This window comes from Idiomarina rhizosphaerae, from assembly GCF_024159085.1.
In the GTDB taxonomy this organism is placed as follows: Bacteria; Pseudomonadota; Gammaproteobacteria; order Enterobacterales; family Alteromonadaceae; genus Idiomarina; species Idiomarina rhizosphaerae.
The window spans coordinates 18,350-37,382 of the sequence record NZ_JAMZDE010000003.1 but is presented as its reverse complement, the minus strand read 5'-3'; the positions used below and the strand labels follow the sequence as shown (position 1 = coordinate 37,382).

The 19,033-nt window shown below is 48.3% G+C and carries 16 protein-coding genes and 1 tRNA gene; 10 read left to right on the top strand and 7 right to left on the bottom strand.

Annotated features, from left to right (window positions below; translation table 11 throughout):
- Positions 1 to 18: 18 nt before the first annotated feature.
- On the top strand, positions 19 to 1,230 hold the full coding sequence (locus NJR55_RS02635; protein WP_253617585.1) for a M24 family metallopeptidase: 1,212 nt from the start codon (positions 19 to 21) through the stop codon (positions 1,228 to 1,230).
- Positions 1,231 to 1,394: 164 nt separating this feature from the next.
- Here NJR55_RS02635 and NJR55_RS02630 read toward each other — a convergent pair.
- The 4 genes from NJR55_RS02630 to NJR55_RS02615 form a co-directional block, all read right to left on the bottom strand.
- A tRNA-Phe gene (locus NJR55_RS02630) sits at positions 1,395 to 1,470 on the bottom strand.
- 103 nt (positions 1,471 to 1,573) lie between these two features.
- Positions 1,574 to 3,484, bottom strand: a complete 1,911-nt coding sequence (gene speA, locus NJR55_RS02625) for a biosynthetic arginine decarboxylase (protein WP_253617584.1) — start codon at positions 3,482 to 3,484, stop codon at positions 1,574 to 1,576.
- A 1-nt stretch (position 3,485) separates the two neighbouring features.
- Positions 3,486 to 4,400 (bottom strand): agmatinase, encoded by a 915-nt coding sequence (speB, locus tag NJR55_RS02620; protein ID WP_253617583.1) that lies wholly within the window; start codon positions 4,398 to 4,400, stop codon positions 3,486 to 3,488.
- Positions 4,401 to 4,418: 18 nt separating this feature from the next.
- Positions 4,419 to 5,453, bottom strand: a complete 1,035-nt coding sequence (locus tag NJR55_RS02615; protein ID WP_253617582.1) for a 6-phosphofructokinase — start codon at positions 5,451 to 5,453, stop codon at positions 4,419 to 4,421.
- 71 nt (positions 5,454 to 5,524) lie between these two features.
- Between NJR55_RS02615 and NJR55_RS02610 the strand changes: the two genes are divergently transcribed.
- The gene (locus NJR55_RS02610; RefSeq protein WP_253617581.1) at positions 5,525 to 6,595 is read left to right on the top strand and encodes an Ldh family oxidoreductase; all 1,071 of its coding nucleotides are present in this window, start codon (positions 5,525 to 5,527) and stop codon (positions 6,593 to 6,595) included.
- On the opposite strand, the gene pdxH is transcribed toward NJR55_RS02610, so the two are convergent.
- The 3 genes from pdxH to NJR55_RS02595 are packed head-to-tail and all read right to left on the bottom strand — an operon-like array spanning position 6,576 to position 10,463.
- Positions 6,576 to 7,214 carry a pyridoxamine 5'-phosphate oxidase gene (pdxH, locus tag NJR55_RS02605; protein ID WP_253617580.1) on the bottom strand — a complete coding sequence of 213 codons (639 nt, stop codon included), beginning with the start codon at positions 7,212 to 7,214 and terminating at the stop codon, positions 6,576 to 6,578. The two genes, NJR55_RS02610 and pdxH, sit on opposite strands and share 20 nt — an antisense overlap.
- 18 nt (positions 7,215 to 7,232) lie before the next feature.
- Complete coding sequence (locus NJR55_RS02600) at positions 7,233 to 8,795, bottom strand: response regulator (protein ID WP_253617579.1); 1,563 nt, start codon at positions 8,793 to 8,795, stop codon at positions 7,233 to 7,235.
- Positions 8,796 to 8,810: 15 nt separating this feature from the next.
- Complete coding sequence (locus tag NJR55_RS02595; protein WP_253617578.1) at positions 8,811 to 10,463, bottom strand: amidohydrolase; 1,653 nt, start codon at positions 10,461 to 10,463, stop codon at positions 8,811 to 8,813.
- A gap of 201 nt (positions 10,464 to 10,664) precedes the next feature.
- Here NJR55_RS02595 and NJR55_RS02590 point away from each other — a divergent pair, with 201 nt between their 5' ends.
- The 8 genes from NJR55_RS02590 (at position 10,665) to fliG (ending at position 19,024) form a co-directional block, all read left to right on the top strand.
- Entirely contained in the window at positions 10,665 to 11,288 is a 624-nt protein-coding gene (locus tag NJR55_RS02590) for a LuxR C-terminal-related transcriptional regulator (protein ID WP_034818127.1), read from the top strand.
- Positions 11,289 to 11,298: 10 nt separating this feature from the next.
- Entirely contained in the window at positions 11,299 to 11,826 is a 528-nt protein-coding gene (locus tag NJR55_RS02585) for a DUF1285 domain-containing protein (protein WP_253617577.1), read from the top strand.
- A 21-nt stretch (positions 11,827 to 11,847) separates the two neighbouring features.
- The gene (locus tag NJR55_RS02580; protein WP_253617576.1) at positions 11,848 to 13,284 is read left to right on the top strand and encodes a sigma-54 dependent transcriptional regulator; all 1,437 of its coding nucleotides are present in this window, start codon (positions 11,848 to 11,850) and stop codon (positions 13,282 to 13,284) included.
- A 120-nt stretch (positions 13,285 to 13,404) separates the two neighbouring features.
- Positions 13,405 to 14,412, top strand: a complete 1,008-nt coding sequence (locus NJR55_RS02575) for a sensor histidine kinase (protein WP_253617575.1) — start codon at positions 13,405 to 13,407, stop codon at positions 14,410 to 14,412.
- The gene (locus NJR55_RS02570) at positions 14,405 to 15,766 is read left to right on the top strand and encodes a sigma-54-dependent transcriptional regulator (RefSeq protein WP_253617574.1); all 1,362 of its coding nucleotides are present in this window, start codon (positions 14,405 to 14,407) and stop codon (positions 15,764 to 15,766) included. The genes NJR55_RS02575 and NJR55_RS02570 overlap by 8 nt, the downstream gene beginning before the upstream one ends.
- Before the next feature lie 147 nt (positions 15,767 to 15,913).
- Complete coding sequence (gene fliE, locus NJR55_RS02565; RefSeq protein ID WP_011234452.1) at positions 15,914 to 16,246, top strand: flagellar hook-basal body complex protein FliE; 333 nt, start codon at positions 15,914 to 15,916, stop codon at positions 16,244 to 16,246.
- Positions 16,247 to 16,293: 47 nt separating this feature from the next.
- Positions 16,294 to 17,985, top strand: coding sequence for a flagellar basal-body MS-ring/collar protein FliF (fliF, locus tag NJR55_RS02560; protein ID WP_253618042.1), 1,692 nt, complete (start codon positions 16,294 to 16,296; stop codon positions 17,983 to 17,985).
- Positions 17,978 to 19,024, top strand: a complete 1,047-nt coding sequence (gene fliG, locus NJR55_RS02555; protein ID WP_011234450.1) for a flagellar motor switch protein FliG — start codon at positions 17,978 to 17,980, stop codon at positions 19,022 to 19,024. Before fliF ends, fliG begins: the two co-directional genes overlap by 8 nt.
- Positions 19,025 to 19,033 lie beyond the last annotated feature (9 nt).

Genomic DNA, 19,033 nt, shown 5'->3' with positions numbered 1-19,033 from the left:
CTAATAAGAGGAATATTTATGACCCATGGCGTGGGAATTGCGCGGGCTGAGGAAGCTCTCAGCGCGTTGGAGGATATGACCGAAGGTGTTCAACCTATTGCACTGGAAGAATACCAACAGCGTGTTACTAAGGCGCAGAAACTGATGCGGGAACAAGGCATCAGCGCTATGTATTTAAACGCAGGTACTAACCTGGAGTATTTCACCGGCTTAAAGTGGTACCCCAGTGAGCGCCTAGTTGGAGCTATTCTCCCGGTTGAGGGCAATGTAACCTTGATAGCACCCGCGTTTGAAGTCGGTTCGTTAACTCAGGCAATGGTACTGCCCATGGATACGCTTTTGTGGGACGAGCATGAATCACCTTATGAAGGGTTGCTGGACTTTTTAACTGAGCAGTTTTCTGAAGGCTATAAACTGGCGTTGGATGAGTCCACACCATACAGCGTTGTGGCAAAGCTGGAAGAGCGTAAACCAGCCAAAACAATGTGCGACGCAAAAGTCATTACCGCTGCCTGCCGTATGCATAAGTCGCCCGCAGAACTGGCGTTAATTCAGGCGGCAATGGATATGACCATGGCGGTGCACAGAGCCACCGGTGCCATGCTGCACGAGGGGGTAACTGCTTCTGAAGTCAGAGCTTTTATTAATGAAGCACACCGCAAGGTTGGTGCGTCCGGCTCGTTTTTCTGCATTGTGTTATTTGGCAAGGGAACCAGCTACCCGCACGGCGTTAATTACGAGCAGAAATTAGGAAAAGACGACTGGGTACTTATAGATACCGGTTGCAAGCTGCACGGGTATCACTCTGATATTACCCGTACTTACCCCTTTGGCAACGCGACTGAAGAGCAACGGGCATTTTGGCAATACGAACGAGATTTACAGCAGGCTGCTTTTGATGCGGTTCATATCGGTAAAACCTGCGAATCCGTTGATGACGCAGTTCGGGTTAAATTGAACGAACTGGGCTTAAAAGCCGACTATCAATTACCCGGCGTACCGCACAGAACAGGCCATGGTATAGGTATGGACTTGCATGAATGGCCGTATTTAGTCGGTGGTGATAAGACTAAACTAGCACCGGGCATGTGCTTTAGTAATGAACCTATGGTAATTAACCCGGAAAAGTTTGGCGTGCGCCTGGAAGACCACTTTTATATGAGCGAAGAGGGGGTTTTTTGGTTTACTGAGCCATCTCGCTCAGTGGATGACCCTTTTAACCTTCTGTGATCTGCGAGCATGTAGCCTGACGTTTCACGTCAGGTTCTATGGTCAAATATTGTTTTCTGGTATGTAGCCTGACATTTATGTCAGGTGAGATATCGCACCTGATGTGAACATCAGGCTACAGAAACAAAAAAGCCCCGCTGTTTCCAGCGAGGCCTTGCAATATGTGGTGCCCGGAGGCGGAATCGAACCACCGACACGAGGATTTTCAATCCTCTGCTCTACCGACTGAGCTATCCGGGCAACGAGGCGTATTAAACGTTTTTTTCAGTTTCGAGTCAACCGCTTTTTGTACCTTTTCTACTGTTTGCTCAGTAATTGCGCACTACACGCCTGTTTTGGTGAATTATTCAACGCGTAAGTAGGTGCTCCCGGCTAAGCAGTGTTCGTAGAAGTTTGTCCAGCGGACACCTTCACGTGGCGCTAATGAGCCTTTTCGTACCTGACGGTCAATTTGTTTTTTCACCGTTTTGGCCATGTATTCGGTATTGTACTGCATGGTTTGTAGTACTTTTTCGGCCGATGTGCCCGGTACCACTTCTTCAATATAGAAATCGCCGGGCTCGTCGTCGTGGCAGTACACATGCACTTCGGTTAAGCGCCCAAACAGGTTATGCATATCGCCCATAACGTCCTGATATGCGCCGGTCAGGAATAAACCAACATGGTAGTCTTCGCCTTTGCGCAGGTTATGCATGGGAATGTGGTCGCTAATTTCTGTGCCTTCAATGTACTTACCGAGTTTACCGTCACTATCGCAGGTAATATCGACAATTGAGCAGCGTACTTCTGGCTGTTCGTTCAGCCGTGAAATAGGTACGACCGGAAGCACCTGCCCAATGGCCCAGGTATCTGCCGCTGACTGGAACACCGAAAAGTTACATAAGTATTGGCTGGCGAGCATGTCCTCCAGTTCTTCCAGCTCCTGCATTACATAGGTGTCTTTATCCAGCGAATGATGGATATCTGCCAGTATCTGCCAGTACATGGTATCCAGTTTGGCCATTTCATTCAGCGATAAAATACCCAGTTTAAAAGCTTCATAGGCATTTTGCTTATAACCGGCGGCGTCGTTGTAACGCTCCTGCGGGTGGAACTGGTCGCCCGAGCTGTGCAGTTCGCGCATATTTTTAACTAAAATGTGTTCGTCATCGCTGGCGGAAATATCGAACTGCGTGCCCGCAGGTTTCATTTCGCCGACAATGTTAGTGACTACACAGCTATGATGTGCGGTCATAGCGCGGCCACTTTCGCTGACCAAATTAGGGTGAGGAACCTTTTCCAGATCACAAATTTGTTTCACACCCCAGACAACGTCAGCCACGTACTCTTCTGTGGAGTAGTTACGTGAAGAGTCGTTAGTGGTACTGGTACCGTCGTAATCAATGCCTAAACCGCCCCCAATATCGAGGTACTCTAAAGGCACGCCTGCCAGTACTAACTTGGCATACAGACGAGCGCCTTCGTTGACCGCTTCTTTAATTTTACGAATATCGGACAGTTGGCTGCCAATATGGAAATGCAGCAGCTTAGCGCAATGCAGCATGTCTTCTTCACGCAGGCGCTCAATAACGTTAAGAATTTCAGCAATGCTCAGGCCAAATTTAGCCCGGTCACCGCTGGAGCCCGCCCATTTGCCAGAACTTTTCACCATCATTTTTGAACGCAGGCCTATCATGGGCTCAACACCCATTTGTTTGGCTAGCGGAATTAACATTTCTAGTTCGCTGAACTTCTCAATCACGATGATCATTTTGCGCTTAAGCTGACGCCCAAGCAGAGCCAGAGTGAGATAATCTTTGTCTTTGTAGCCATTGAGAATGGTCAGAGCTTCAGGGTTATCGTTGTAGGCCATTACCGCCATTAATTCAGGCTTAGAACCGGCTTCCAGACCGTAGTTGTAGGGTTCGCCCGCGTCCATAATTTCTTCAACTACTTCCCGCATCTGGTTAACTTTTATCGGGAATACGCCGCAATATTGCCCTTGGTAGTTGGCTTCTTCTATCTGTTTACCAAAGGTTTCGTTAATAATTTCAACTTGCGAGCGCAGAATGTCGTGAAAGCGAATAACGGCCGGGAACTGGATACCTTCCGAAATAATCTCATCCACCACTTCTTTCATATCAATGGTTACGTCGGGTAAGCGGTGGTTCGGGCGAATTTGAATGTTGCCGTTCTCGCCAATAGAAAAGTATCCCGCGCCCCAGCGGTTAACGCCATAGAGCTCTTCTGCTTGATCAATATTCCAGTCTGACATCTCAGGCTCCCGACTGTTGTAAAACGAGTAACAATTCACGCACAATTTTAGCGGCGAATACGTCAGAATTGCCGGTTGGGTCTATTTGTGGAGACAACTCGACTACGTCCGCACCTACCAGGTTCTTTTGGCGTAAGAGTTTCATCAAACTGACAAAGGAATGGAAGTCTTCACCGCCAGGCTCTGGTGTACCGGTGCCCGGTAAAAAAGAAGGATCGAAGTAGTCCAAATCCAGCGTCAGATAAACCGGACGGTCTTTGGCAATGGCTTCGACACTGTCGAGAAAGTCTTTGCGTGAACTGCGAATGGTTTTGTGTTCTTTCATCCACTGATATTCATCGCGAGTGCCTGATCGGATGCCATACTGAATCAGCTCATGACCCGGACCAAAGTGATCGACAGAACGACGAATGATAGAAGCGTGCGAATAATGGTAACCGAGGAAACCATCACGTAAATCAGCGTGAGCATCCAGATGCAGTAAAACCATATCTGGGTATTGTTTTAAGTACTTAACGATAGGCGCATAGGAAATAGAATGCTCGCCACCCAAGGTCAGCAGTTTAATCTGCTCTTTTGCTAAATCAAGCGAGTCAAAAATAGCATTAAAGTCGTGAACCGCATGGTGCCACTGCTTTTCTTCGTCATCATCAAAGCCCAGGCGCAGGTTGCCTAAGTCGTAGAAGGTTTGGTCTTCTAAGTCGGCATCAAGGTAAGGGGAGTATGACTCGATGTCTTCAGAAACGGCACGTAAACCGTCAGGCCCTTCGCGGGTGCCTTTACGGAAACAGGCGGTACCATCAAAACCAAACCCCAGAATATGGGTATGTCCCGGGTGTATATCGGTGCTGTATTGCGAACCGAAAAATGGGCGGCTCGGGTCGTTTAATGGTACAGGTAGTGGCGTTAGGGGCATTATCGTTACAGACCTCTCTTACTGAGTCGATTTATTGCGATCTTTCTTGATCGGATTAAACAGACTTTGTTGAATGTTGATGAGCTCTTCACTGAGCTTTTTACGTTTTGTCCAGGTATCAGTTAATGGTGTTTCGCTGAGCTCATTCGCGGTAACACCGGCCATAACCGCTGTTTTTCCCTGGCGAACGAGTTCAACCGCATGCACACCCAGGCGCGTTCCTAAAATACGATCCATAGCCGTAGGTCGACCACCGCGTTGAACGTGGCCGAGTAAACAAGGACGACAAGGTAAGTTAAGACGATCTTCTAACTGTTCCGCAAGTCGAACCGCACCACCGGGCCATTGGTTTTCGCACAAAACCATAACGTAGCTGGAATTGCCACGAACACGCTGTACTGACTCAATGTGCTTAACCAAAGCCGCTACGGTTAAGGGCTTATCTTTTTGTAACTCAGGTAAAATCATTCGTTCGGCACCGCTTGCCATAGCGCTGCTAATACCGATATAACCGGCATTGCGGCCCATAACCTCAACGATAAAAACGCGATCCATGGCCTCAGCAGTGTCCCGGATTTTATCCAATGCATCCATGGCGGTTTCCACTGCTGTGTCATAGCCAATAGTGTTATCCGTGCCAAAGAGATCATTATCGATGGTGCCGGGTATACCTACAATAGGCCCTTTCCAGAAATTAGCCAGATGCTCAGCGCCCCGGAACGAGCCGTCGCCGCCTATAACGATAAAGGCGTCAATTTGGTGTGCGTCTAAATTTGTCGCGGCTTCCCGTCCACCTTCTTCACTTTTAAAACGCTCGCTGCGGGCGCTTTTAATAATGGTGCCGGAATATTGTAAAATGTGTTCAACGTCTTCGCGATCCAGTTTTACAAAGTCGTTATTCAGCAGACCTTCATAGCCATGGCGAAATCCCATGACTTCAATTCCATAGTTTTCAGCAGCGAGAACCACAGCACGGAGTGCAGCGTTCATACCGGGGGCATCGCCACCACTGGTTATAATGGCTATGCGGTTTATTGTGTTAACAGATGACACAATCTCTACTCCTTGATAATGTCTTATGCGTAGCTTAAACGACCTGCATGCCGTGACCAAGAGGAAATTTCATGAGCACTGATGTTGTACGTTTTGATTATTCAGAATTATCGGACTGGGCGCGTGCCTGTTTAACTGAAGCAGGGGCTTCGGGTGAGGTGGCACGTAACGTTGGATACTATCTGCTGGAAGGCGATTTGCTGGGGTTTAGTACCCATGGGTTAATTCGCCTGTTAAACAACTGCCAGTGGCTGCGCGACGGTAAAAGTCTGGCAAAAGGCCAGCCGGTGGTACTTCGTGAGCGCGCTGCGGTAGCTAACTGGGACGCACAGTTTTTGCCCGGACCTTACGTGGTACCGCAGGCTATTGATGCGGCTTGCAAAATGGCGAAGCAAGCCGGTACCGGTACCGTTGTTGTGCGCCGGAGCCAGCATGTTGCGGCGTTGGCGGCTTATTTAAGCATTGCTACAGATCAGGGCTTGGTCGTGAGCTTAATGTGCTCGACTCCCGGACAGCGTGCGGTAGCGCCTTTTGGGGGCAAAGAAGCCGTGTTTTCACCTAACCCCTTTGCAGTTGGTGTACCCAGTTCGAATAATCCATTGTTGTTTGATATCAGTTTTTCTATGACGGCGGCCGGAAAGGTGCGTCAGGCCAAAGCTAACGGTACCCGATTGCCTTATAAAGCGTTGATAAAGCCTGATGGTGAATGGACGGATGATCCGCTGACTTTCTTTGAGTCACCGGGCAGTTCAATAGCGCCGCTGGGAGGCGAACAGCTGGGCTATAAAGGCTACGGGCTCACTTTGTTCAGTGAAATTTGGTCTATGGCACTAAGCCAGTACGGTCGCAGACAGGGCAGTGATGACGGTGATGCTAACTCGATATGGGTACAAGTGATTGACCCTGAAGCCTTTGGTGAAAAGCAGAAATTTTTACAGCAGGTTGATGACTTACTAGCCGACAGCCGTAAAAGTGCCCCAGCGGTTCCTGAGCAACCGGTGCGTATTCCGGGAGAAGCGGCGCAGCAGCGCAAACGCGAGCAGCTGCAACAGGGGGTTTCCTACAGCAGCGCTACTTTAAAAGTGTTGCAGCGCTGCGCCGAGTTCTGTGATGTCGATTTGCCTAAGGCTGTAAACGGGTAATACGCCAGTTTTCCCGGTCTTTGCTGTACTGGTAGCGGTCGTGCAAACGGTGCTGACCGCCTTGCCAGAATTCAAATTGCTGCGGATGAACACTGTAGCCGCCCCAGCTTTGAGGGCGCGGAACTTCAGTGTTCTCATAGTCTTTCAGTAATGACTGATAGTGGCTTTCCAGCACGTCGCGGCTTTCTACCGGGCGGCTTTGTTGTGACGCGAGCGCCGCAACCTGACTCTCTTTCGGGCGTGAGTGAAAGTAACGGTCATTTTCATCATCACCAAGTGGCACTGCGCTGCCAATAATACTAATTTGACGTTCTAAGGGCAGCCAGGCGAAGTGCAGGGCAACTTGAGGGTTGTCGTTTATGTCCTGGCCTTTGTGGCTGTTTTTGTTGGTATAGAAGCGAAAGCCAGTATGGTCGTAACCTTTAAGCAGCACGATACGCTGACTGGGCATATGTTGTGCATCCACTGTAGCCAGTGTCATGGCGGTAGGATCACTCAATAAGTTGCTGTCTATTGCCTGCTGCATCCACTTTTCAAATTGCTTCACCGGGTCGGTTTCGAGTTGCTCGCGGTGCAGGCTACCTAACCCATACTCCCGACGCATTGCTTGTAAATCCATGACCTCTCCTTAAATGGACTAAAGGTGCGTATCCTGTTTTTTGTCCAGGAAGCGCTGACGTATTTTTTCCATCGCATCCAAATTATCCAGCATAAGTCCCACCAGCTCTGGATCAAAGAACTTGCCGCTGTGCTGTAACAGATAATCTGCGGCATCTTCAGATTCTTTTGCATCACGATAATTGCGCTGCGTTCGCAGTGCATCAAAGTGACTGGTAATACTCAGTATTCGGGCGTTAAGGTCAATTGCCTTTGCCGATTTCTGACTGGGAAAGCCGGAACCATTCCAGCGTTCATGAATATCCTGCGCAATAAGAGCCGCGACTTTAGCTACTGCTGAGTCCGTTTGGCGTAAATAGTCGTGGCCCTGAATGACTTTCTGCATAATTTCTTCATATTCGTGGATACTCAATACGTCCGCACGTTGAGCTAACTCCATTTGCACCGAGACTTTACCGATATCATAAACGGATGCAGCTTGTTTTAACGCTTCGGCCTGTTCTTGCGTTGCGCCTGAGAATATCGCCAGCTGGCCAGCCATTTCAGCGGAACGTTTAACATGGTGGCTAATTTCATCAATGGAGTGTTTTTCAATGGCTTCACCAACGCTATACAGCAGTTCCCGTTGCGCTTCCCGCTCGTTTTCTGTGGCTTGCAGGTTATCTATAGCAATGGAGCTATTATTCACAAAAAGCCCGAGCAGATTTTGATCCAGCTCAGACAAATCACGGACACCCCGAATAAAGAGTAAGTACTGACGCGAGCTGCTGGTTTTGTACAGGCCGTAGTAATTACTATCAACAATACGAAAATCGACATTGTGCGGGCTTTGCTGCATGGGGCGGACAATACTCCAGTCAATTTCACCGTGTACGGGTTGCCCTACAGCTTTTTCATATTCGCCAGTGCCGCCAATAATTTCAAACGGGTCGTCAGTATCCGAACTGGCGGTCAGCGCATCAATGCGGCAATACATGGCGTCGTCAGACAGAGTAATTAACGCGACAAGCTGCTCCAGTATGCCCTGACATAAGGCTTGCATTGAGCGGGCAGAAAACACTTCTGCCGATGCATTAATGACTTTCTCCAGTCCGCGTTTGTTGCGCTCAATGGCGTTTAAGTCGCGATAAGCCCGCAAGCAGGAATACATTAAAGTAACCAGCTTACGGTACGTCAGCTCGGTTTTTTCTTTATAGTCATCAATATCATAACGGGCAATGACATCTTCTTCGGGAGCCTGCCCTGGCTGGCCGGTTCGCAGAACAATGCGTATTAGCCGGTTTTTCCGGGTTTCGCGTACCCATTGGGCAACATCGAGCCCGGCGTGATCGGTTTCCATTACTACGTCCAGCAGCATCATGGCGATATTGTTGTTGTCCTGTAAAAACGCGATAGCGTCTTTGCCGGAATAAACCGAGTGAAACTTGAGCGGGCGACCGTCCAGTTTAAATTCACCTAACGCCATTTTGGTAATGGTGTGTATCTCTTCGTCGTCATCGACAATGAGAATATTATACGGTTCCGATACTTCTTCTTCCGCTATATCAGGCTCGTCATCAGAAAACAGAAAGTCATCGTTCATACTTATGCGTCCCTATTAATAAACTCGCTCGCCCGCAACGTAAGTTTGTTCAACCTGAGTTTGCCAGATATCACTGGCATCGACGGCAAATGGGTCTTGCTCTACGACAATAAAATCAGCCCATTTACCGGGTTCCAGTGAGCCCAGAGATTTTTCCTGCCAGGCGCTGTAAGCGGCATCTATGGTAAAGGAGCGCAGCGCTTGCTGTAGACTCATTTTTTCTTCAGCATACCAACCTCCGGCTGGCATATCATTACGATCTTGTCGGGTAACCGCTGCGTGCAGCCCGTAAAACGGATTAGCCAGTTCTACCGGGAAGTCCGAGCCGGCAGCAATGACCGTGCCCTGATCCAGCAGTGTTTGCCAGGCATAAGCTCCTTCCATACGTGCCGCGCCAAGACGGTCCTCTGCCATATTCTTGTCACTGGTGGCGTGCGTCGGCTGCATGGAAGCTACCAAATTGAGCTGGTTAAAACGTTTCAGGTCGTCCGGATGCACAATTTGTGCATGTTCTATGCGATTACGTAAGTTACGGCCACCGAGTTCATTATAAACTTCCGCAAGGTTATCCAGTACAACGCGGTTTGCCCGGTCACCAATGGCGTGAGTATTTATCTGGAAGCCATGAGGAATGATAAGCTCGTACAGATCGCGAATTTTTTCCTCTGAAGTGACCATCAGGCCATGGTTTCCATGGTCGTCACTGTAGTCTTCCAGCAAAGCCGCACCGCGGCTGCCTAAAGCGCCGTCTGCGTATATTTTAACGCTACGAATTGTCAGTTTCTGGTCGGCACTTTCGTATGGGCCTTCTGCCAGAAGTTGCGCCAGTTTAGGTTCCGTCGCGGCTATCATGCCATAGACTCGAAGAGGCATACGCCCCTGATTGTGCAACCCTTTGTAAACGGAAATTTCGTCGGCATTAATACCGGCGTCATGGACACTGGTAATGCCCAGCTTAACTAAATGCTCAAAAGCGAGTTCGTAAGCTGCACGTTGCTGCTGAAGCGATGGTTCAGGAATAATATCCTCTACCAACTGCATTGCATTATCGACCAGTACACCGGTGGGGTTGCCTTGCTCATCACGAACAATTTCACCGCCTTCGGGGGCTACAGTGTCTTTATCTATTCCTGCACGGCGCAAGGCTTCGCTGTTAGCCCAGCCCGCGTGGGCATCTACGCGCATTAACCAAACCGGACGGTCATTGACCACTTCATCTAGATGCTCTGCGCTGGGGAATACCTTTTGTTGCCACTGCTCCTGATTCCAGCCTCGGCCGGTTATCCATTCCATTTTGGGCTGCTTGGCGGCATAGGTATGAACTTTTTTGACTGCTGCAGAAACCGAGTCGGTGTCGCGTAAATCCACCTGCAATAAGCTGGTGCCCAGACTCTGGATATGTCCGTGGGCATCGGTTAACCCCGGAAGAACGGTTTTTCCCTGCATATCAACGGTTTGTTCAGTGTCAGTAAAACGCTCAGCAAGTGCGTTGCCGCCAATGGCCTGAATTTTTCCATTTTCAACCAGCATGGTTGAAAATTGCTGCAATACCGCTTGTTCGCCAGCGGGGCTGGTAAGGGTGTAGCCTTTCATGTTGGTATACAAGGTGTCGGCAATGGCCGACGCCGATAAGCTAAGGCCGATAAACAGGCAGGTAATACGTCGCATAACAATAAAACTCCGTAGAAAATAACTTGGGCAACACTATAGCGTTTTTACTGTACAAGCGACTAGGCGTTGGCTGATTTTTTTGTTAACTAAGTTAACATTAGCTTTTTATAAGTCGGTATTGTCCGTAAAAAACTTGCTGTCTGTTATATTTTCGGTATGCTAAAAGTTAATTGAATAAGCGTTATTTTGGATCTCAAGATGAAAGTTCTAATTATTGACCCGCAGTTTTTTATGCGCGCTGGTCTTATACAAATTCTCACAAACTATGCGAATCAGCCTTCGATATACGAAGCCGAGTCGTTTGAAGTTGCTGAGAGTTATTTATCGGCCGATGATTATGATTTGATTTTTTTAGAAATGGATTTACCGGATGCCGAAATTCGACCTGCGCTGCAACGTCTGAAAAAAGTGGCTCCACGTACGCACATCGTGTTGTTTACGCGCCCACGCTCAATTTCGGAAGTTCGCCAGGTACTGGCTGCCGGAGTGCGCAGCTACTTACCAAAAGACAGCTCGGCTGAACAGGCTAAACTGGCAATTCGGGCTTTGCTGAATGGTGATCGCCACATTCCTGATGACCCTCATTTGAATGAACCAAGAGACAAGTCCAGTGGAGCCGAGAGCTTTTTGTCACCGCGACAGCTGGAAATAATGCAACTGCTGGCTCAGGGCCTTTCAAATAAAGAAATTGCAAACATTCTGGGCATTACCGAAGGCACTATTCGTGTGCATTTATCGGCAATATTCAAAGCCATTAAAGTATCGAATCGTACTGAAGCGACGCTTTGGTATCTACTGAGACAGAAGAAGTTGGTCGACTAAGTTTCGATTTATGTCACTTAACCGATTAATTTCTGAACTAGAAAAACACCAACATGCACCAACCGAGTTGTGGGATCCCCCGTATTGTGGTGAGATCCCTATTCATATTGCCTCAAATGGCGACTGGTTTTATCAGGGGAGCCAAATAAAGCGTTCCGCATTGGTAAAACTCTTTGCGTCTGTTTTAGTGGTTGAAGACGGTGAGTATTTTTTAATAACACCAGCCGAAAAAGTTAAGATTACGGTTGAAGATACGCCCTTTGTTGTCGTTGACTGGCGTCAATTAGAAGAGAATGGTCAGCAATTATTACTGTTAACCACCAACATCGGTGATACTCTGGTATTAAGTTCTGAACATTCGCTCACAATGAAAAACGGTGTGCCCTACATTGTGATGCAACGAGGATTGACAGCGAGAGTACATCGCAATGTATTCTATCAGTGGGTTTCACACGCAGAGTCGCGGACTGTCGATGGACAAGAACAGTGGTATCTGTCCAGTGCGGGTGAAACGTTTGTGTTAGGAAATGTGAAATAGGACGTTGCGGTAAACTCGTCTATGACAAAAACAAGAATAGTCTACCTGGTTGAACAGCAACCAGAGCGTCGTCAGCATTTTGAAACGGTATTAACCTTTATTGGTGAAACCGTTGAAGTCATATCTCCCTCAGACACTCTAAAGCTTTGTGCTGCCGATGCACTCTGTGTGATTGCCGGTAATGGTATCGAGAATCTGCATAAATTAGCCGGCGATGCTCCACACCTACCTTTTATCTGTGCTACTGACGACCAGAGTAACGCTTTACAGAAAGCGAATGTCATAGGTCCTCTGGAAAAGTCTTTCGATTACTCCAGCTTGTCGAATATGCTGCATTACTGTCAGGCCTATCACCAGCAAATGCCGGCTAAAGCGGCAAGAAAGCGGCATCCGGGCGGTGGTAAGCTGGAACAAACCCTGGTGGGTAACGGCCGTACAATGAAACATGTACGTCAGCTGATAGAGCAGGTGGCAGTATCAGACGCTAATGTCTTAGTGCTGGGTGAATCAGGAACGGGTAAAGAAGTTGTGGCCCGCGGTATTCATGATTTATCCGGTCGCAGCAATGGACCCTTTGTGCCGGTAAATTGCGGTGCAATTCCGGGAGACTTGCTGGAAAGTGAATTGTTCGGGCATGAAAAAGGTGCTTTTACCGGTGCTATAGGTGCGCGCAAAGGTCGTTTTGAATTGGCTCAGGGTGGCACCTTGTTTCTGGATGAAATTGGCGATATGCCTATGCCCATGCAAGTCAAACTGTTACGGGTTCTACAAGAACGCACCTTTGAACGGGTAGGTGGCAACAAAAGTATTGTTGCAGATGTGCGGGTGGTTGCGGCTACTCACCGCGAGCTGGAACAGATGATCATTGACGGTAAATTCCGTGAAGACTTGTATTACCGTTTAAACGTGTTTCCAATTGAAATGCCGGCATTGCGTGAGCGTCAGGAAGATGTGCCTCTGTTATTACAGGAGCTGACCCAGCGTTTTAAGAAGGAACGTGGTGTTGGTGTACGCTTTACCGAGCGGGCACTGGAGTCACTGTCTTATCATCGTTGGCCGGGGAATGTAAGGGAGTTAACTAACCTGATAGAACGTCTGACCATTATGCACCCCGATAGCCTGGTTGATGTGCCTGATTTACCGCCTAAGTATCAGCATGTGGAACACGATGCGCCAACCCCGGATTACCCTGAGGAAATGCTGGAGCGTGAGGCGCTGAGTGCGATTTTCAGCGAGTCAGAGGAAGAACTTGATGACGAGACGAATAGTGCTATTGACTCTGAATTGCCCGATGACGGCGTTAATCTGAAAGATATGCTAACCGAAATAGAAACGGGGATGATAGCGCAGGCACTGAATAAATCTGACTGGGTAGTTGCTAAAGCGGCCGATTTACTCAGTATGCGCCGCACAACCTTAGTTGAGAAAATGAAAAAGTACGGTATCCAGAAAGATTAAACTCAAAGCGTCAGTCTTTTGACAGCGCTTTGTTAAACTTAGCTTATTGAAAACAAAGAAAATTATACTGGCATCTATTTTGCATTAGCTTCTCCATAGTTGTTAATTGGAGATGTCAGTATGGCCACCTACCATCAAATTATTGATGCCATGCCTAACGCTGTTATTTTATTGGACAGTCATGGGGTCGTGGATTATTGCAATGACAATGCCACCAGCCTTTTAGGACACCCTCTTAAAAAATTTCTATGGCGAGAACTGGTAAGTGAACTGTTTGCTCCCAAAGCGGATGACTGGCACGAAGTGTCTCTGCGTAACGGGCGACGGGTTCGTTTAGATACTTCGGTTGTGAACGAAAAACCAGGACAGCTTATTGTCCTGACAGACTTAACTGAGACCAGGCGTCTGCAGAATCGTATTAGTCATTTGCAGCGCTTGTCTTCGATGGGAAAAATGGTGGCTTCGCTGGCACATCAGATAAGAACGCCACTCTCTGCCGCTATTCTTTATGCGCAAAACCTAAAGCAGGGCACGATTTCAGCGGCTAAACAACAGCGTTTCTCTGACAAATTACTTTCCCGCCTGCACTCGCTGGAACAACAGGTCAATGACATGCTGTTGTTTGCCAAAAGTGGTGAGCAACCCATGCTGGAAGAACTCAGTACCAATAGCTTGATCCAGCAGGTGTTAATGAATACAGAGAGTTATGCCGAGCAGCATCAGGTGAAAATTCATTGTAATGATCCAAACTTGGGTGTGGTGTTGCGAGCCAATCAGACCGCATTAGTTGGGGCAATACAGAATTTGGTTAACAACGCAGTTGATGCCAGCCAGCCTGGACAGGAAGTGTTGCTGAAAACCGATGTTGATGGCGGTAGCTGGAAAGTTTCTGTTATCGATTCCGGCTGCGGCATTCCGGCCGAAAAACAAGACAGTGTATTCACCCCATTTTTTACTGAAAAGTCTAATGGAACCGGCTTAGGTCTGGCGGTTGTCCAAACCGTGATAAAAGCACATAACGGCTTAATTGACTGGGAAAGTCAGCCAGATAAAGGCTGCCGTTTTACCTTGTCATTGCCGGTATATGAATGGTCAGAGAATAAAATGAAAGAGGTACGTTATGGCTGAGCGACAGGTATTGGTTGTTGAAGATGACGTATCGCTGCGTGAAGCAATTATCGATACACTGGAACTGGCTGACTGTCAGTGCCTTGAAGCAGCCAACGGCGAAGAAGCCTTGCTTATTCTGAAAAAGGAATCGGTGGCACTGGTTATCAGTGATGTGCAAATGCCGGGAATTGATGGCTTACAACTTTTGCGCAGCATGAATAATCAGCAATACGATATTCCGGTTATTATGATGACGGCCTTTGCCAAGGTGGATGATGCAGTTGTTGCTATGCGCGAAGGCGCTGTCGATTATCTGACTAAGCCATTCTCAATTGAAAAGCTACAAACACTGGTTCAACGTTATTTACCGGATGGGGCTATTAACGACATTGAACCGGTAGCAGAAGAAGATTCCAGCCAGGCTGTATTGGCTATGGCACGAAAAGTCGCTGCCAGTGAAGCGAGCGTTATGGTCACCGGACCAAGTGGCACCGGTAAAGAAGTGCTGGCGCGTTATATTCACCAGCATTCTGACCGTTCAGACGGGCCTTTTATTGCAATTAACTGCGCTGCTATACCGGAAAACATGCTGGAATCGATGTTGTTTGGTTATGAGAAAGGGGCCTTTACCGGCGCGAATCAGTCATCGCCTGGTAAATTTGAGCTGGCGCAGGGCGGTACTCTGTTGTTGGATGAAGTTACTGAAATGGCCATGCACTTACAGGCTAAGCTGTTAAGGGTGATTCAGGAGCGTCAGGTCGAACGTTTGGGGTCACGTAAAACTATACAGTTGGATGTCCGTTTAATAGCTACCTCTAACCGGGATTTACAGCAAGCGGTGCGCGAAGGACTATTACGTGAAGACTTAATGTACCGGCTAAACGTGTTTCCGCTGCACTGGAAGTCTTTACGTGAACGGCCTGCGGACATTGTTCCTCTGGCAGAGAACTTACTGCAGCGACATAAACAGCGCTCTGGTATTAAAACGCCTGTCAATTTTTCCGCTGCAGCAGAGCAGCAGTTAATGCGTTATTCCTGGCCGGGCAATGTTCGCGAGCTGGAAAATGTGGTGCAAAGAGCTCTGGTTCTGCATCGCGATGGAGAGATTCAGCCGCAGGATCTTATGCTGGAACTGAACGACGTTGCGGAAACCGTTAGCGTGTTTCCGGAGCAAGTCCAGACGCCAGAAGATAAGTCAGAAAACCTCGATGAGTCACTTTTCCATCAGGAATACCAAATTATCAAAGAGGCGCTGCAACGGCATCAGGGGAAACGCCAGCCTGTTGCCGATGAGCTTGGGATTAGTCCACGCACGTTGCGCTACAAGCTTGCGAAAATTCGGGAACAGGGGCTGACTCTGACCGGCTCATAATACGGTCTTGAAATACCTCTTCCATTACCATTAGCCCTGTTTCTCAGGGCTTTTCTTTGTACCTCACCGCCGCGATTAAAAGTTGGCACTTTGTTTGCATAACTAACCTTAAATAAAGTCAGTGATGAATTTTTGACGGGGTTAATTATGAAAGTGGAAGCAAACGCACTTTACCAACAGTTACAGTCTATGGCTACGCAGGCTTCTCAGCGTGATCAGCCTACGAATGTGAACGCCCTGCAAGGCAATACCGCTCAAGCTGATTTTTCCAATATGCTGAAAAATGCATTGGATAACGTCAACGAACTGCAGCAAACCTCCGGTGATTTAAAAACTCGCATGGAGCTTGGTGACCCGAATGTCACCCTGGAGCAAACCATGATTGCCAGTCAAAAGTCGAGCATAGCGTTTGAGGCAACGGTTCAGGTGCGCAACAAAGTGGTTGAAGCGTACAAAGAAATAATGTCAATGCCGGTATAACCGCTGCATCATTGGAGATATAAGTCGTGGCTGAATCAACAGATTTAATGGTACAAGATACTGACTTACCTGATAACAACAGTTCAGGTAACGATGACGGCAGTGAGAAAACCGGCATCATGACGATGTTAGGCAACTTTGACATGCTGCGTCAGGTCATTGTGGTATTGGCTTTGGCTATTTGTGTGGCCATTGCAGTGTTCATTATGTTGTGGGCGCAGGAGTCAACCTACCGGCCTTTGGGCCAGCTGGAAACTCAGGAGTTGATCAGCACACTCGATTATATGGATGCCAATGCGATTGAATACCAAGTGGAAGGCAACACCGTTTCCGTGCCGGAAGAAAATTACGACGCTATTAAGTTGCAGCTAACCCGCGCGGGTGTTGATTACGGTAATTCGACCAATAACGGTTCAGAAATATTAATGAGTGAACCAGGCTTTGGCGTTAGTCAGCGACTGGAGCGTGAGCGTCTCATTCATTCTCGTGAAGTTCAGCTGGCACGAGCTATTGAAGAAATCAAAAAAGTGTCTGCTGCCAGAGTGTTACTCGCCGTACCTAAAGAAAATGTTTTTGCCCGTCGCGAGAAACAGCCTAAAGCGTCTGTTATGCTGAATGTACGAGGTGGAAGCTCGCTCAGTGAAGAAGAAGTCGCGTCAATTGTGGATATGGTCGCGTCATCCGTTACCGGCCTGAATACCGAGAACGTAACCGTAACTGACCAGGCCGGACGCCTGCTCAACTCTGGTTCACAAAGTGCGTTGGCGGCGAAAAGTTCGCGCGAATACCAAATTGAACAAAAACGTGAAGAAGCCTATCTGCAGAAAATAGACAGTATTTTGATTCCCGTATTGGGGTACGACAATTATACCGCTCAGGCTGATGTGACCATGGACTTTACTCAGCGTGAAGAAACACAGCGGCAGTTTAATCCTGATATGCCAGCCATTCGCAGTGAAATGACAGTTGAAAACCGCTCGATGGGTAGTGCAATTGGCGGTATTCCGGGCGCGTTGACAAATCAACCTCCACTGGATTCAGACATTCCTGAAGAAGCTGGAGATGGCACTGCCGGCGGCGGTGCTACGGGTAGTACTCATCGTGAAGCAACCCGAAATTATGAGCTTGATAACTCGGTAAGTTATACGCGTAGCCAAACTGGTACCGTCGAACGCCTGAGTGTTTCTGTTGCTATTGACTACGAAAAGGTAACTAACGCTGCGGGTGAAACCGAAATGCAACCGCGTAGCGCAGAAGAAATAGCGGATATTCGCCGTTTGCTGCAAGGTGGCTTAGGCTTTGATATTAATCGTGGTGACAGCATTGAAGTCGTATCGGTACCCTTCGCGCAACTGCCCGACTTAGGTGCTGGCGAAACGCCAATATGGGAAGAGCCTTGGTTCTGGCGTGCTTTCCGTCTGGTGATGGGCGCTTTGGTTATTATGGTATTGATTCTGGCCGTGGTGCGTCCAATGCTGAAGAAACTGATGAATCCGGAATCGGGTGTGGAAGATGATGCCGATGCGTTTTCCGATGAGGAATCGATGGGCGATGAAACCATTGATCTGTTATCCTCACAGTTTGATGAGAGTGCAGTTGGGTTTGGGGCTGATGGCAGCTTGCAACTACCGGATCTGCACAAAGATGAAGACTTGTTAAAAGCGGTTCGCGCGTTGGTTGCCAACGAGCCTGAACTGTCCTCACAAGTGGTTAAAGCGTGGTTGAACGAAGATGCCTGATCAAGATACTAGAACCAAGCGCGGTAAGGTTGAATTTGATGTCGACACTTTAGAAGGTGTTGAGAAAGCGGCTATTTTACTGCTTAGCTTATCGGAAGAAGATGCGGCTCAGATTCTGAAACACCTGGAACCTAAACAGGTGCAGAAAGTGGGTATGGCAATGGCTAGCCTGGAGGACTTTAACCAGGACAAAGTGAACGCTGTGCACCATTTGTTCCTGGAAGACATTCAGAAGTTCACCAATATTGGCTTCAAGAGTGAAGAGTTTGTGCGTAAGGCATTGACCTCAGCTCTGGGTGAGGACAAAGCCGGTAACCTGATTGAACAGATTGTTATGGGCGGCGGCTCGAAAGGTCTGGATTCACTGAAGTGGATGGACTCTAAACAGGTAGCCACTATTATTCGTAACGAACACCCGCAGATCCAGACCATTGTCCTGTCTTACCTTGACCCTGAGCAAAGCGCGGAAATTATGGCGCAGTTCCCGGACAAAGTACGTCTGGACTTAATGATGCGAATAGCCAACTTAGAAGAAGTTCAGCCAGCAGCTTTGCAGGAACTGAACGAAATTATGGAAAAACAATTCGCCGGTCAGGCTGGTGCTCAGGCGGCGAAGATGGGCGGCCTGAAAGCGGCAGCCAATATTATGAACTACCTGGATACCAACATCGAAGGTCAGTTAATGGACTCTATCCGCGAGCAGGACGAAGAGATGAGTCAGAGTATTCAGGACTTAATGTTTGTGTTCGAAAACCTGGTGGAAGTCGACGACCGTGGTATACAGGCCTTGCTGCGTGAAGTGGAAGGTGAAACCTTGCAGAAAGCGATGAAAGGTGCGGACGATGCGGTTCAGGAAAAAATATTCAAGAACATGTCGAAACGTGCTGGCGATATGCTGCGTGATGACCTTGAAGCCATGGGACCGATTCGTATTAGCGATGTAGAAGCAGCGCAGAAAGATATTCTGGCAGCGGCGCGCCGTTTAGCTGACGCAGGTGAAATTATGCTTGGCGGCGGTGGCGGTGACGAATTCCTATAAGGGTTTAAC

Excerpts from the sequence above, each read along its gene's own strand:
- NJR55_RS02585 (WP_253617577.1), top strand. The coding sequence starts at position 11,299 with ATGTCACTTAACCGATTAATTTCTGAACTAGAAAAACACCAACATGCA.
- speA (WP_253617584.1), bottom strand. The coding sequence starts at position 3,484 with ATGTCAGACTGGAATATTGATCAAGCAGAAGAGCTCTATGGCGTTAAC.
- NJR55_RS02635 (WP_253617585.1), top strand. The coding sequence starts at position 19 with ATGACCCATGGCGTGGGAATTGCGCGGGCTGAGGAAGCTCTCAGCGCG.
- fliE (WP_011234452.1), top strand. The coding sequence starts at position 15,914 with ATGAAAGTGGAAGCAAACGCACTTTACCAACAGTTACAGTCTATGGCT.
- fliG (WP_011234450.1), top strand. The coding sequence starts at position 17,978 with ATGCCTGATCAAGATACTAGAACCAAGCGCGGTAAGGTTGAATTTGAT.
- NJR55_RS02575 (WP_253617575.1), top strand. The coding sequence starts at position 13,405 with ATGGCCACCTACCATCAAATTATTGATGCCATGCCTAACGCTGTTATT.
- NJR55_RS02570 (WP_253617574.1), top strand. The coding sequence starts at position 14,405 with ATGGCTGAGCGACAGGTATTGGTTGTTGAAGATGACGTATCGCTGCGT.
- NJR55_RS02590 (WP_034818127.1), top strand. The coding sequence starts at position 10,665 with ATGAAAGTTCTAATTATTGACCCGCAGTTTTTTATGCGCGCTGGTCTT.
- fliF (WP_253618042.1), top strand. The coding sequence starts at position 16,294 with ATGGTACAAGATACTGACTTACCTGATAACAACAGTTCAGGTAACGAT.
- speB (WP_253617583.1), bottom strand. The coding sequence starts at position 4,400 with ATGCCCCTAACGCCACTACCTGTACCATTAAACGACCCGAGCCGCCCA.
- NJR55_RS02610 (WP_253617581.1), top strand. The coding sequence starts at position 5,525 with ATGAGCACTGATGTTGTACGTTTTGATTATTCAGAATTATCGGACTGG.
- NJR55_RS02600 (WP_253617579.1), bottom strand. The coding sequence starts at position 8,795 with ATGAACGATGACTTTCTGTTTTCTGATGACGAGCCTGATATAGCGGAA.
- NJR55_RS02580 (WP_253617576.1), top strand. The coding sequence starts at position 11,848 with ATGACAAAAACAAGAATAGTCTACCTGGTTGAACAGCAACCAGAGCGT.
- NJR55_RS02595 (WP_253617578.1), bottom strand. The coding sequence starts at position 10,463 with ATGCGACGTATTACCTGCCTGTTTATCGGCCTTAGCTTATCGGCGTCG.
- pdxH (WP_253617580.1), bottom strand. The coding sequence starts at position 7,214 with ATGGATTTACAAGCAATGCGTCGGGAGTATGGGTTAGGTAGCCTGCAC.